The sequence below is a fragment of the Sphingobacteriaceae bacterium GW460-11-11-14-LB5 genome (genome assembly GCA_002151545.1).
GTDB lineage: Bacteria > Bacteroidota > Bacteroidia > Sphingobacteriales > Sphingobacteriaceae > Pedobacter.
In genome coordinates this window covers 4230249-4244806 of the sequence record CP021237.1, presented here as the reverse complement: position 1 = coordinate 4244806, position 14558 = coordinate 4230249, and the positions used below count along the sequence as shown (strand labels likewise).

Below are 14558 nucleotides of genomic sequence, written 5' to 3'. Positions count from 1 at the left end.
CGGGAGGAAATAAGAAATGAGAAAGTCAAAACCAAAAAAGAGAATTATTCTTCCTGATCCAAAATTTAATGATGTTCAGGTAACTCGTTTTGTAAACAATATGATGTACGATGGAAAAAAATCTATCGCTTATTCAATTTTTTACGATGCTGTTGAAATTGCTGAGAAAAAAGCAGGCGAAAACGGTTTAGAGATCTTTAAACGTGCTTTAACTAACATTATGCCAGCTGTAGAGGTTAAATCTCGTCGTGTTGGTGGTGCTAACTTCCAGGTTCCAACTGAGGTTAGACCAGAGCGTAAAACAGCTTTAGGTATGAAATGGTTAATTTTATATGCTCGTAAACGTGGCGAAAAAACCATGAAAGAGAAATTAGCTGGTGAAATCGTAGCTGCTGCTAAAGGTGAAGGTGCTGCTGTTAAGAAGAAAGAAGATACGCACAAAATGGCTGAGGCTAACAAAGCGTTCTCTCACTTCAGATTCTAATTTAGGATTAACAGATTAGTAAGATTACACAGATATTATAGGATTACACAGATAAAATTGATTTCACCGATTATGTAAAATGATCGGTGAAATCTTTTAAATCGGTGAAATCAATACTAAAAACATAATGGCAAGAGATTTAAAATTTACAAGAAATATTGGAATCGCGGCTCACATTGATGCGGGTAAAACTACAACAACTGAGCGTATTCTTTATTATGCTGGTGTAAGTCATAAAATTGGTGAAGTGCACGAAGGTGCTGCAACAATGGACTGGATGGCACAAGAGCAAGAGCGTGGTATCACGATCACTTCTGCTGCAACTACGGTTGAGTGGAAATACAGAGGTCAGGCTTACCACATGAACATTATCGATACACCAGGACACGTGGATTTTACCGTAGAGGTAAACCGTTCGTTACGTGTATTAGATGGTTTAGTGTTCTTGTTTTCTGCAGTTGATGGTGTTGAGCCTCAATCAGAAACCAACTGGCGTTTGGCTAACAACTACAATGTTGCCCGTATCGGTTTCGTTAACAAAATGGACCGTTCTGGAGCTGACTTCTTAAAAGTTGTTAAACAAGTTAAAGATATGTTAGGTAGTAATGCAGTTCCATTACAATTACCTATCGGTTCTGAAGATAACTTTAAAGGTGTGGTTGATTTGATCAACAACCGTGGTATCGTTTGGAATGAGCATGATAAAGGTATGACCTTTACTGAAGTGCCAATCCCTGAAGATATGTTAGATGAGGTTGCGGAGTGGAGAGAGAAATTACTAGAATCAGTTGCTGATTATGATGAGTCTTTAATGGAGAAATTCTTTGAAGATCCAAACTCAATCACTGAGCGCGAAATTTTAGATGCTTTACGTGCAGCTGTTTTAGATGCTAAAATCGTTCCTATGGTTTGTGGTTCATCTTTCAAAAACAAAGGTGTTCAAACCATGTTGGATTATGTGATGGAATTATTGCCTTCACCTCTTGATTCAGAAGGTGTAACTGGTACTAATCCAGATACAGGTGCTGAAGTTTTATTAAAACCAAGTATCAATGAGCCATTTGCAGCTTTAGCATTTAAAATTGCAACTGACCCATTCGTAGGCCGTTTATGTTTTATCCGTGTTTACTCGGGTAACTTAGAAGCTGGTTCTTACGTGTACAACACCCGTTCAGAAAGTAAAGAGCGTATTTCCCGTATCTTCCAAATGCACGCTAACAAGCAAAACCCTGTGCCTAATGTGGCTGCTGGTGATATTGCTGCAGTAGTAGGATTTAAAGATATCAAAACTGGTGATACCCTTTGTGAAGAGAAAAACCCAATCGTTCTTGAGTCTATGAACTTCCCTGAGCCGGTTATCGGTTTAGCTATTGAGCCTAAAACTCAAGCTGACGTTGATAAATTAGGTATGGGCTTGGCTAAATTAGCTGAAGAAGATCCTACATTCAGAGTGCAAACTGATCAGGAAACTGGCCAAACCGTTATCTCTGGTATGGGTGAGTTACACTTAGATATTTTAATTGACCGTTTAAAACGCGAATTTAAAGTTGAGGTTAACCAGGGTGCGCCACAAGTAGCTTACAAAGAAGCAATTTTTGGTAGTACTCAACACCGTGAAACTTATAAAAAACAATCTGGTGGTCGTGGTAAATTTGCCGATATCCAGGTGGTTATTTCACCAATTGATGCTGATTTCGAAAAAGGTGGTTTACAGTTCGTAAACGAAATTACAGGTGGTTCTATTCCACGTGAGTTTATCCCTTCAGTAGAAAAAGGATTTGCTGCTGCAATGGCTAACGGTGTATTAGCTGGTTATCCGCTTCCTGATATGAAAGTACGTTTGATTGATGGTTCATTCCACGCAGTCGATTCAGATGCTTTATCATTCGAGCTTGCTGCCCGTATGGCATATCGTGAGGCTTTACCGAAATGTAAACCTACTTTGATGGAGCCAATCATGAAAATCGAAATCTTAACCCCTGAAGAAAACATGGGTGATGTAATCGGTGACATGAACCGTCGTCGTGGTCAATTATTAGGTATGGATACCCGTAACGGATCTCAGGTAATTAAAGCTACTGTGCCACTTTCTGAAATGTTTGGTTATGTAACGCAGTTACGTACAATCACTTCAGGTCGTGCAACTTCTACAATGGAATTTGACCACTATGAAGCTGCGCCTAAAAACGTACAGGATGAAGTAGTTGCTAAATCTAAAGGAAGAGTAAAATCTGAAGACTAAATAAGGAATGAGGTAAAAGGCGTAAGGTTAAAGGTTTTAAACCCTAAGCCTTACACCCTAAACCCTCCACCTTTTTAAAAATAAATCCGGTTTCTGTTGTTAATAGCTCTAACAGGAAACCATAATTAAAAATAAGATGAGCCAAAGAATCAGAATTAAATTAAAATCTTACGATTACAACTTGGTAGATAAATCTGCTGAGAAAATCGTAAAAACTGTTAAACCTACGGGTGCAGTTGTAAGTGGACCAATTCCACTTCCTACAGAGAAAAAAATCTTTACTGTTTTACGTTCTCCACACGTAAACAAAAAAGCTAGAGAGCAGTTCCAATTGTGCGCTTACAAACGTTTATTGGATATTTATAGCTCTAACTCTAAAACAGTTGATGCTTTAATGAAACTTGAATTACCTAGTGGTGTGGAAGTTGAAATCAAAGTTTAATTGATTTTAAAAGAACAGAAAAGGTCTCGATGCAAATCGGGGCCTTTTTTTTATGCACCTAAATTCCAAAACAAAAGCAGGCCTGGCTGGTTGTACTGATATGACTAAGGAAGATAAAAAGCACGAAGGATTACCGGTTGAAGGTCAGGATTTTGCTGATCCTAAAGAAGAACGGAAAGAAAAACCCTCTTCACATGGCGAAGTGGGCAATCAAAAAGATGGTGATTTTTCTGAACTGGAAGAAAGTAGAATGGAAAATCCACCAAAACACCGCGATGAAAATGGATCGTCTAAAGACGATTTAGATAGTGGAACGCAGCTAGAGCAGAGTAAAGGTGTAAAGTAGCTGAGAATGGATTGTAAGGTGACGCCTGTTCATACAAAATGTTCATACAGGGTTAAATAAAAGGACATTATCCAATCTAACTCAGGTTATTAATACTTGAAGTAAACTTTTTTATCGTACAAATTGTTGTTATAGTATCTACAAAAAATGATGGCTATGGAAATGAATGAGAATAAAAATATAGACCCTAATTCGGAGATTAACCGGAATGAGGAAGATATTGAATGGGATAATGGAGAGGCTACTTATGGACATAAACGCGCCGATTTTAAACGCAAAGATCAACCTGAAGAGTCGCACTTATTGAAAACAGAAAATGATCCTAAACATGCCGTAAATGAAAATTTAAATAATTCGAATTTAAGCCAGGGTGAAGACATTGGGAATAGAAACAAGAATAATGAAAAAGGTTTGAGTGGGAAAGATTTATGATCTATTTATAAAGAGACTATTCATGTAGAATAATCCCTTTATAAGATCTATGCATTTTCCGGTAGATGGAAATTAATTAGGATTCCACAACTGAAATGCGTTAATCAAGTAGCAAATGCCCTTAAATAGTTTAGTCTCTGATTTTATTAATCTTTGTCGCGAATCCTACAGCCCTGCAAATTTCAAGAACTTATTGTCAATTTACAAACCGTAGGGCATTAACATATTGATATATGTCAATTACGGATGTCTTTCTGTACCCGATTAATTGTCAGTATAAATCGCTTGTCTGGCGATAGTCCTGCCTTATTTGTTCAGAATAATTTTTAACCTTATCCACATACCCTGGAGCTTTTTCCTTAAAGTCATCAATTAACGATTTTCCGTCAGTTGCCCGCTTTTTTGTAGCATATTTAAAACCATATACGGCTGCTGCGCCTAAAATGGCATATTTTAATAGTCCCATAATTATTTGTTTATATTCCTGTATTTAAGGCATGATTTTCATCAGCTTCGTTAATGCCGTTATTCGTTTTGAAATCGTCAGATGAACTTCCGGTATGGCTTGCGGCACTCTGGATGCTTGGGTTCTTATCTGAACTGTTGTAGGCATCGTCACTAAGGGAATCTTTACCTTGTGTACCTGAATTATCCAGGCCATCTTTTGCTAAAGGATTTCCCTTAATCAATTCGCTAGGTTCTTTACCATAACTGGTTACGACATCGGTATCATTAGCAGCTTCATAAGCCTTTTGTACATCAGACTTTTCTGATTGCTCATCGCCTGATCCTACATAACCTTCAATATGCTCTTCCTTGTTATATATGTTCGTTTTCATAGTATTGTCTATTTACATTAAACAGATGAGCTTAGAAATAGTTTGAAGCACAATTTTAATGGTAAAATTTACCTATGTTTTTATGCTTAACCATTTTCGCGTTTTGTTTAACTTGCGCCAAATTTTAAATGCCAACGCGATAATGGAGTGGAAATATTTACTTTCGAATAAGAGATACGGACAAGAGCAATACGGTGCCAGCACAGATCGGGCACGTTCAGATTTTCAGCGCGATTACGACCGGTTGATTTTTTCGTCTCCTTTCAGAAGGTTGCAGAATAAAACCCAGGTTTTTCCATTACCGGGAAGTGTTTTTGTACATAACCGTTTAACGCATAGTTTAGAGGTGGCCAGTGTAGCCCGCTCCATGGCCAATATATTTTTAAAAAGCGTGGAAGAACACCAGCCCCAACTGATTAAAGATGTTCCATTAATTAATGAAGTGGGTAATATTGTAGCTGCCGCTGCACTGGCGCACGATTTGGGAAACCCAGCCTTTGGGCATTCTGGTGAAGCCGCCATTTCAAGATATTTTACCGATGGTGACGGAAAGGTTTATCAGAAAGAAATGAACAAATCGCAGTGGCATGATTTAATTAATTTTGAAGGTAATGCCAATGCCATCCGGATTCTTACCCACCCTTTAAAAGGAAAAGGGAATGATGCTTATGCCTTAACCTATTCAACCTTAGCTTCGATTGCAAAATATCCCTGCGCCTCCATTGCTGGTAAACAAAAAGGATTGTTGCATCGCAAAAAATACGGTTTCTTTCAGTCTGAAGAAGAAACTTTTAAAAAGATCGCAGCCGAACTTCAGCTGGAGAAAGAAGAAGGCGAATACCTCATTTATAAACGCCATCCTTTGGTTTATCTGGTCGAAGCTGCCGATGATATCTGTTACAGCATCATTGATTTGGAAGATGCACACCGCTTAAAGATCCTTTCCTACGAAGAAGTAAAAAGTTATCTGTTACCATTTGCCAATTCTACCACCATAGAAGACCGGTTAAAGCACGACTATGAAGACGATGATGCTAAAATTGGTTTGTTGCGGGCCAAAGCGATTAATACTTTAACAAACCAATGCGCGGCCATATTTTTTAGAGAGCAAGAAAAATTATTAAAGGGAGAGCTGAACCATAGTTTAACCGATTTACTGCCCGAACCCTATATCTCGGCCTGGAAAGCTGTTGAAAAAATTTCAGTCGAGCGGATCTACAATTTCTCATCAGTGATACAAAAAGAGGTTGCCGGTTATAAAATTATGGCTGGTTTATTGGAAGAGTTTGTCCCAGCACTTATTCATAACAATACACACTATTACAAAAAACTGGTTAAACTTATACCCAAACAATACCATACTGATTTGACCGATATTTATTCGATCATACAGAGTGTACTGGATTTTGTTTCGGGTATGACAGATTTGTATGCAGTTGATTTATACCGCAATATTAAAGGGATATCCTTTCCTTCAGAAACCTAAGAAATCTGATTTTGCTTTTTACCTACGATTAATCGCAGTCAGGCGCTGTTTTTCTTCTGATTTCGAGGCTTAAGCAAGCCTTAAATTCGGTGTTTGTGTAAAATTATAAAATTAAATTTTATTTAAGTTGTTGATTTGTAGTTGTTTAAAATCGTTTTAGTATTTGTAATTCGCCTTTCGTGTAAAGCGAATGCAGTAACTTGTACTAATTGTTAGATTTGATCGTTGGGCTCCTTATTTTTTAGGCCTGATACTTTAGATCTCATCCCGATTCATGAAAAAACTTTTACTAATTGCTTTGTTAAGCATGGGCTTGACCTTGGCTGTTAAAGCGCAGGCACCACAACAATTTAACTATCAGGGAGCGGCAAGAAATGCCAACGGTACTCCATTGGCCAATAAAAATATAGCCTTGCGGATTAGTATTTTGGATGCCTCTTCAACAGGGACCGTTCAATATTCGGAAGTAAGAAATATAACGACCAATGCTTTAGGTTTATATACCTTAGTAATTGGCGCTTCGGGTGCAAGTTCGGTTAATGGTACAATAGCTGGGGTAACCTGGGCAAGCGGATTAAAGTTTGTTAAGGTTGAAATCGATCCGGATAATGGTACAAATTTTAGCCTGGCCGGAACCGCACAATTGCTAAGTGTTCCGTATGCACTTTATGCTGCCAACGGGCCTGTCGGACCCAAAGGAGATCCGGGTGTAGCTGGCCCTGCCGGTGCACAAGGTATTGCTGGTCCACAGGGGCCTGCCGGTATTGCTGGCGCCGCTGGTGTTCAGGGGCCAATTGGTTTAACTGGAGCGGCGGGAGCACAGGGGGCAGTAGGTGCAACAGGCTCGCAGGGAGCAAAAGGAGATACAGGGGCAACTGGAGCTACGGGATTACAAGGTTTGCAGGGGATACCCGGAATAAAAGGCGATAAGGGAGATAAGGGGGACATCGGCCCGGTTGGTCCATCTACAGGCGTAGCCGGAGGCGACTTAACAGGCAATTACCCAAACCCTACATTAGCTAATCTTCAGGGAAAAACATTAAATGCCGCTTCACCAGTTAATAATCAGGTGTTGCTATTTGATGGGGCAGCCTGGAAACCCGTAACATTGGATGTGAGTCAATTATCAGGTGCTAAGGCATTAAGCTCAACCGATTTAAGCATTAGCGCTAATGGCGCTACGGCTTTATTGAAAGATGTGGTCATTGATATCAATGCCGGAGCGGTTAATACCCTTAAACTGGCAGATGGATCAGTAACAACGCCAAAATTAGCCGATGCTGCCGTAACCTCGGTAAAAATTGGAAACAAAGAAGTTAAAAATATCAATATAAACGATGCAGCTGTTAACACACTGCAGCTTGCAGATGCTTCGGTAAGCACGCCAAAACTGGCTGATGCTGCTGTAACCTCTATAAAAATCGGGAATAAAGAAGTTAAAAATATTAATATCGACGATTTGGCCGTCAATACGCTTCAACTAGCCGATGGATCGGTAACCAGCCCAAAGCTGGCGGATGCTTCGGTTACCCTAGCTAAACTAACTACCGATGGCCTGAGCGATGCCAACAAAGTGTACATCACCAACGCAACAACAGGTAAACCCGAATTAATCAGCAGGACATTATTTGCAAATGCTAATGCATGGGCATTAAAAGGGAATACGGGTAATACCGATCAAGTCAATAATTTTTTAGGCAATACAGATGATGTAGCCATTAACTTTTTGGTTAACGGTTTAAAATCTGGCCGTTTAGGCAACTCATCCGAAAACAATATTTCTTACGGTTATAAAACACTTACCGCCAATGTATCGGGCTTTTACAACAGTGCATTCGGGCGCGAAGCATTATCTGTAAACATTTCAGGTTACGAAAACAGTGCTTTTGGTTACCAGGTTTTACAGCGCAGTTTTAGTGCGATCAACAACAGTGGTTTTGGTTCGCAGGCCCTGGCCATTAATACGGTAGGATCAAACAATACAGCTGTGGGTACTCATACACTAATGGCTAATGGAACAGGCATTTCAAACACGGCTATAGGAAGCCTGGCGCTCGAAGCCAGTAATGGCGACAATAATACCGCAGTGGGTTATGCAGCTGGTTCGAAAAACAATGGTGCCGGGAATGTTTTTATTGGAAGCAATGCTGCAGCTAACAGTACAAACGTAAGTAATACCCTGGTTGTAGCTAACTCCAGTACTTCATACCCATTAATAACCGGCGATTTTGCAGCGAATGGCGGTACATTAACCCTTAACGGAACTGCGGCTGCTACTTCTACGGCTTATGCCCCGGCCAATGCCAGTACTTTAAACATTAATGGTTCTGTTGCAGCAAGTATTTTAACCTATACGGCCACAGGCGCATTAACACTCGATGCGAGTCATTATGCGGTCCGGATAAAAAATGCAGGTACGGCGGTAAATGTTAATCTTCCAACCGCATCGAGCTGTAAAGGAAGGATTTATGTCATTGTGAAGGCTTTATCATCTGGTGATGTTACGTTAAATAGTCCTGTTTTGTTGAATGATGATTCTAATATCACCACCATTACCGGAGCAAAAACCTTCACCATTCAAAGTGACGGCGCAGCCTGGATTTCTTTAAACTAAACACGATGAGAAAAATATCCTATTTGTTTGTTCTCCTGCTGTTGATGTTTTTCGGGAGAAAGGTAAATGCGCAAAGTTTGCCCTATGTGGTTAATTCGGCCAGTGGCAGCGGTAAGATTAATAATCAATTATACGATTTTAGTATCGGTGAAATGGCCCTGGTACAAACTTTTCAGGTCACCAACACAACCTTAACCCAGGGTTTTTTACAGCCCTTTCTCATTATACAAACTACTGCCGAAGTAGCTATTGTAAATAATATTCTTAGCCCAAACGGAGATGGGAAAAACGATTTTTTTGTAATTAAGGGCTTAGAAAAATATCCGAACAACAAATTATCCATTTTTGATAGGGGAGGAAGGCTGATTTATGCTACCCAAAGCTACCAGAACAACTGGGATGGCTACTTTAATGGGAAGCCACTTACGGAGGATACCTATTATTATATGCTCGATTTGGGGGCTGATGGCTCTATTAAAGGTTTTATATCAATCTTATATAAAAAATAACAGCGTGAGAGAAATGAAATGTTATATAGCGGGGCTGTTGTTTTTGTTTGCGATGCCGGCACTTGCACAGCTTAACCCAATGGGGAGCATCTACTATCAGAACCAGTTTCTGGCCAATCCGGCAATGGCGGGTTTAGAAACCGGATTAAATTTAAATGCCGCATTTAAAACGCAGTGGACAGGAGTAGATGGTGCGCCAAAAATTCAATATTTAACTGGCGATTATGGTTTGGCCGGTAATAAAGTAGGTTTGGGGGTGCTTTTTTACAATGAAGGTGCCGGAGCCATTAACCGGACGAGGGCAACCGTAACCTATTCTTACCATTTACCTTTAAACGGCGAGGCCAGCTTCCTGGATTTTGGTTTATCGGCTGGTATCATGAACGAATGGGTTGACCTTGGTAAAGCCAAAGGCGATTTAGACGATGATGTACTCAATAGTTTTAATGATCGCAGGTTATATCTGGATGGCGATTTTGGGGTAGCTTACCGCACCGATAGATTGACGCTTCAGGGTGCTTTGCCTAATCTTAAACGGTTTTTTAAAAGAGATGTACTGCGCAACGTGGTAGACCGATCGATTTATTTTATTGCCGCAGGTTATAAATTTAATACCGATAAGGTCATAAACAGTATCGAACCAAAATTGGTGTACAGAGGGGTGCAGAATTATGATGGTATTTTCGATGCAGGTGTAAACCTCCAATTTTTAGAAAACAAACTCATGCTGAACGGCATATATCATAGTACCAACAGCTTTACTGCAGGTTTTGGCGCAAATTATAAAAATCAGTTTTCGGTTTTGTTTCAGTACACTACCAATACCTCAAAAATGCAGAGTTATAGCAACGGCGAATTTGAAGTTGGCTTGAAATATAGCATTAAGAATTAAATATGTTATCGTCATTTCGACTGAAGTGTAACGGAATGGAGAAATCTATTGTTAAGTGTACACACAGATTTATCCAATAATTTAATTGTTTTTTTAACCGTTATCTTTTTGGAAAGCAGTTCCATTAGCTTTGGCGAAAAGCAGTCCCGCTGTCCGCTAATTCCGATGAAGGATCGGAACCGCTTCAATCGGATTTAGGTGGCCAAATGGTGTGGTCTATTAATGGGTCTATCACCAAACGTTCCTACGGAACGAAAAATGCCCATGATATCAATTGGCTACCAGGCAGGCGTCCCGACGGGACGATTTGTGATGATAAGGTTGCCCATGCATTCTGTCTCATCGTGTACTGTCATCAAGCTAAGAAGAAAACAGGTACTTTTAGTGTTTAGCTACCATCCAACCTTTTGTTTTGTATAAGGATTATTCGTCCCATCAGGACGATTTGTGATGATAAGGTTGCCCTTGCCTTCGGTCTCACCGTGCACTGTCATCAAGCTAAGAAGAAAACACGTATGTTTAGCTACCATCCAGCCTTTTGTTTCGTATAAGGATTATTCGTCCCAATAGGACGATTTGCGATGATAATTTGCCCATGCATTCTGTCTCATCGTATACTATCATCAAGCTAAGAAGAAAGCAGGTATGTTTAGTCTTTAGCTACCATTCAGCCTTTTGTTTCGTATAAGGATTATTCGTCCCAATAGGACGATTTGTGATGATAATTTGTCCTTGCTTTCGGTCTCATCGTCTACTGTCATCATGCTAAGATGAAAACGGGTATGTTTAGTGTTTAGCTACCATCCAGGCTTTTTGTTGCGGATAAAGATTATTCGTCATGACTGAACGATTTGTGATGATAATTTGCCCTTGCATCCGGTCTCATTGTGTATTTGTCATCAAGCTGAGAAGAAAACAGGTATGTTTAGTGTTTAACTACCATCCAGGCTTTTTGTTGCGTATAGATATTACGTATAGATATTAATCGTCACGATCGGACGATTAGTGATGATAATTTGCCCTTGCCTTCTGTCTCACAGTGAACTGTCACCAAGCTAAGAAAACAAGTATGTTTAGTGTTTAGCCACCATCCAGGCTTTTTATTGCGTATAGAGATTATTCGTTATGATGGGACGATTAGTGATGATAATTTGCCCTTTCCTTCGATCTCACCATGCACTGTCATCAAGCTAAGAAGAAAACAGGTATGTTTAGTGTTTAACTACCATCCAGCCTTTTGTTTCGTATAAGGATTATTCGTCCCGTAGGGACGACTCGTAGGTAGAAAAAAAATGTTTATTTTTTTTTCGTTCCGTAGGAACGTTTCGTGTTTTAGGCGTGTGGTATTTTCTATCAAGCACAAGCCTACATTCAAATAAACCCGACAGTAGCGAACACTGAACGTAGTGAGGTAAAGCGAATGGCGGGGCTAGCGGAACCGAAGTACCACAAGCCCTGCTTTACTTATGAAAAAGTATGGTCATCCTGAGTTTTAATTGATTACATAAATCAATAGTTTAAAGATCTCTCCGCTCCGCGTTCCTTCGGTCGAGATGACGATTTTTCTATTGAAGTCTGTCAATGGTGGCCTGTCGAAGGATTAAGTTATCTTCCCCTTCCGTCGTCCCATTTATTACGTTCATCCTGCAGCTCACGTGCAAGTTTCATTTCTTTATCTTTTGCTTTTACCTTGTGTGCCTGAAACTCATCGGCCACTTCCTGATAAAGCTCCGTTCTGTATTTCGCTTCGTGCCTTAATTTGCCGGATTGAAAAATGACAAAGGCCAAACCTACTCCAAGGACAATAATAATGGCCCAAACAATGGTATTGTAAGTACCTTTATTAAAAGATATGCCTAAAAATTTAATTTCGTTAACGGCTGCATTGGCATTGGCCAGCGAACTTTCTTTTCCATTTACTTCGCCTTTTAAGCTCGAAATGTTATCGGCCTGTGCTTTAATTTCCTGACGTGCCTCTTGCAGCTGCTTGCGTTCTTTTCTGAGCGTATCACTAACACTTTTCCAAAGCGATGATAAGCGTGACGGATTGATCAGCCTTGCGCCGTTGAAGCTTTTAGATTTCTTTAACATGAACTGATACTGGCCATTTAATGATGGATCGGTATTTTTCGTGGTGTCAGGTAAAGTTTGCCCAAACGCAACGTTTATAAATAGCATAGCGCCTAAAAACAATAGGGTGTGTTTAATTTTCTGCATAGTTTAAATATAGGTGTTAGAATGTAAAACTACATTTTTATCTATTTTCCGGTTAATAAAATTTGTTTAAGGTTTTGGCAAATCGATAAAATTGTTCTGGTTTAACATTCTAAATAACAATTTTATCTAAGTTTTATTATAAATTTATTTGCGATAGGTTACATTTGTTTCATGCAAATAGGAATTATTGGTTTAGGCGATATGGGCAAATTGTATGCGCTATCGTTTATAAACGCTGGTTATAAGGTATGTGGGGCAGATATGCCCTTGCGTTTTACAGATTTAAAAAATGAGCTGGAACCTAAAGGAATTGAAGTTTTAATCGATGGACATGAGGTAGCGCGTAAATCAGACTTTATTATCTATTGTGTGGAGGCCGAAAAAATTGATGAGGTAGTGGCTACTTTTGCCCGCTCTACTAAATATGGCGCCATAGTTGCCGGACAAACCTCGGTTAAACATCCCGAAATTGCAGCTTTCGAAAAACACCTTCCAGAAGATACCCAGATTGTAACCTGTCATTCTTTACATGGTCCTGCATTTAGTCCGGAAGGGCAAACGCTGGTAGTGGTGCGCCACCGTGCTACCGATGCGGTGTATGCCAAAGCGCTGGAAATCTATAAATCTTTAAAATCGAACATTATTGAAATGGACGATTATAGGGAGCACGACCGCATTGTGGCCGATACGCAGGCGGTAACACACATGGGTTTCGAAAGCATGGGTTCCGCCTGGAAAAATGCAGGGTTTTTCCCCTGGGATAATCCGGCTTATGCAGGAGGGATCGATAATGTGAAAATTTTAACTACACTGAGAATTTTTAGCTACAAATCGCACATTTACGCTGGTTTGGCCATTTTAAATCCTTATGCACAGAAACAGGTAAAATATTATGCGCAGGCAGAATCTGAATTGTTTAAGCTGATGATCTGTGAAAATGAAACTGAGTTTAGGGAAAAGATTTACGCTGCACGCGATTTCGTTTTTCACGAGAGCCGGGCACTTTTACTGCTGGACGATAACATCATGAAAGAATTCAGCTTATCGGATGCGAGCCATAAACAGAAACCCAATTCGCATTTAAGTTTGTTAAGCATGGTATATGCCTGGTATAAAATGGGCGTAAACCCTTACGATAACCTGATCTGCCAAACCCCGCCCTTTAAACTAAGGTTGGGCATTGCCGAATACCTTTTCAAAAACGAAGCGATGTTGGAAGAATCAATCAATACGGCTTTATATGATAAATCTATCCGTGGCGACGATTTGGAATTCCACACCGCGGTGCACGAATGGGCATCGATTATCGGTTATGGCGATTTAAAAGGTTACAAAGAACATTTCGAAGCTGCCAAATCATTTTTTGCCAACCGCTTAAATGATGGTAGGGATTTAAGTGCGGAAATGATTAAGCGCTTAGGCAAGTAACGGTTAGGGATGAAAACCAATCTCAACAAAGCTGAACTGGTTTCGCTGTTGCAACAACAATTAAAGGATATAGAAGTGTTTTGTAGTGAGTATGATAGCGGAACCGATGCTGTTATTTCTTCAATTGCGGAGAAAATCGCTTTAATTTTTCATAATTCCGATCACGCAAAAGCATTGCTGGGGCAACTCAAAGTGAATCACTATGAAATGTATTGTAGTGCTGAAATCTATAATCCTAAAAGCCTGACCAATTTTATCGGTTTATTGAAACTGACCCATCAAACAGGGAAAGGGTGGGGTTATGCTGCTAAATTAGATCGTTCCGAATTAAAAAAAGTATCCCAGGAAAACTGGTGGAATAATAAAAAGGTGATCATTGATTCGGACGGGATTGCGTATACAAGAGGCAAGTTAATTAAATCAGCGGCTACCGGTAGTATTGTGTTAAACACTTCGGGCTGGACGATAAAAGATGCCGGGGGTAACCAATCCACCATTAACCCAATACCCGAAACGGTTAGGCAAATTGCTTTCGAATTGCTGGAAAGTTTCCGGCATGTGGATTTGAACAAGGAAAGTAAGCTTCATTACAAGTTTTAGTTAAATGGCCTATCAAATTTGACAACA

General features: G+C 39.8%; 14 protein-coding genes. 11 read left to right on the top strand and 3 right to left on the bottom strand.

Annotated elements, in window-relative coordinates; genetic code table 11:
• The first annotated feature begins 16 nt into the window (after positions 1-16).
• The 5 genes from CA265_17015 to CA265_16995 all read left to right on the top strand — a co-directional run bounded on the left by CA265_17015 (position 17) and on the right by CA265_16995 (position 3946).
• Positions 17-484, top strand: coding sequence for a 30S ribosomal protein S7 (locus CA265_17015; protein ARS41262.1), 468 nt, complete (start codon positions 17-19; stop codon positions 482-484).
• Positions 485-611: 127 nt separating this feature from the next.
• On the top strand, positions 612-2726 hold the full coding sequence (locus tag CA265_17010) for an elongation factor G (protein ARS41261.1): 2115 nt from the start codon (positions 612-614) through the stop codon (positions 2724-2726).
• Between the two features lie 136 nt (positions 2727-2862).
• Complete coding sequence (locus CA265_17005; GenBank protein ID ARS41260.1) at positions 2863-3168, top strand: 30S ribosomal protein S10; 306 nt, start codon at positions 2863-2865, stop codon at positions 3166-3168.
• A 52-nt stretch (positions 3169-3220) separates the two neighbouring features.
• A complete protein-coding gene (locus CA265_17000) occupies positions 3221-3514 on the top strand; it encodes a hypothetical protein (protein ID ARS41259.1) in 294 nt (97 codons plus the stop codon).
• A gap of 147 nt (positions 3515-3661) precedes the next feature.
• The gene (locus CA265_16995) at positions 3662-3946 is read left to right on the top strand and encodes a hypothetical protein (protein ARS41258.1); all 285 of its coding nucleotides are present in this window, start codon (positions 3662-3664) and stop codon (positions 3944-3946) included.
• Between the two features lie 271 nt (positions 3947-4217).
• On the opposite strand, the gene CA265_16990 is transcribed toward CA265_16995, so the two are convergent.
• Together CA265_16990 and CA265_16985 are read right to left on the bottom strand one after the other, a co-directional pair.
• Entirely contained in the window at positions 4218-4412 is a 195-nt protein-coding gene (locus tag CA265_16990; GenBank protein ID ARS41257.1) for a hypothetical protein, read from the bottom strand.
• A 10-nt stretch (positions 4413-4422) separates the two neighbouring features.
• Positions 4423-4785, bottom strand: coding sequence for a hypothetical protein (locus CA265_16985; protein ID ARS41256.1), 363 nt, complete (start codon positions 4783-4785; stop codon positions 4423-4425).
• Positions 4786-4924: 139 nt separating this feature from the next.
• On the opposite strand from CA265_16985, the gene CA265_16980 reads away from it, so the two are divergent.
• The 4 genes from CA265_16980 to CA265_16965 all read left to right on the top strand — a co-directional run bounded on the left by CA265_16980 (position 4925) and on the right by CA265_16965 (position 10286).
• A complete protein-coding gene (locus CA265_16980) occupies positions 4925-6271 on the top strand; it encodes a deoxyguanosinetriphosphate triphosphohydrolase (GenBank protein ARS43033.1) in 1347 nt (448 codons plus the stop codon).
• A gap of 274 nt (positions 6272-6545) precedes the next feature.
• Positions 6546-8885, top strand: a complete 2340-nt coding sequence (locus tag CA265_16975; protein ID ARS41255.1) for a hypothetical protein — start codon at positions 6546-6548, stop codon at positions 8883-8885.
• A 5-nt stretch (positions 8886-8890) separates the two neighbouring features.
• On the top strand, positions 8891-9394 hold the full coding sequence (locus tag CA265_16970) for a hypothetical protein (GenBank protein ARS41254.1): 504 nt from the start codon (positions 8891-8893) through the stop codon (positions 9392-9394).
• 13 nt (positions 9395-9407) lie between these two features.
• Entirely contained in the window at positions 9408-10286 is an 879-nt protein-coding gene (locus tag CA265_16965) for a hypothetical protein (GenBank protein ARS43032.1), read from the top strand.
• A gap of 1605 nt (positions 10287-11891) precedes the next feature.
• On the opposite strand, the gene CA265_16960 is transcribed toward CA265_16965, so the two are convergent.
• Positions 11892-12503 carry a hypothetical protein gene (locus tag CA265_16960; GenBank protein ARS41253.1) on the bottom strand — a complete coding sequence of 204 codons (612 nt, stop codon included), beginning with the start codon at positions 12501-12503 and terminating at the stop codon, positions 11892-11894.
• A gap of 171 nt (positions 12504-12674) precedes the next feature.
• On the opposite strand from CA265_16960, the gene CA265_16955 reads away from it, so the two are divergent.
• Positions 12675-13931, top strand: coding sequence for a prephenate dehydrogenase (locus CA265_16955; GenBank protein ID ARS41252.1), 1257 nt, complete (start codon positions 12675-12677; stop codon positions 13929-13931).
• 9 nt (positions 13932-13940) lie between these two features.
• Complete coding sequence (locus tag CA265_16950) at positions 13941-14531, top strand: hypothetical protein (GenBank protein ID ARS41251.1); 591 nt, start codon at positions 13941-13943, stop codon at positions 14529-14531.
• Positions 14532-14558: the final 27 nt, after the last annotated feature.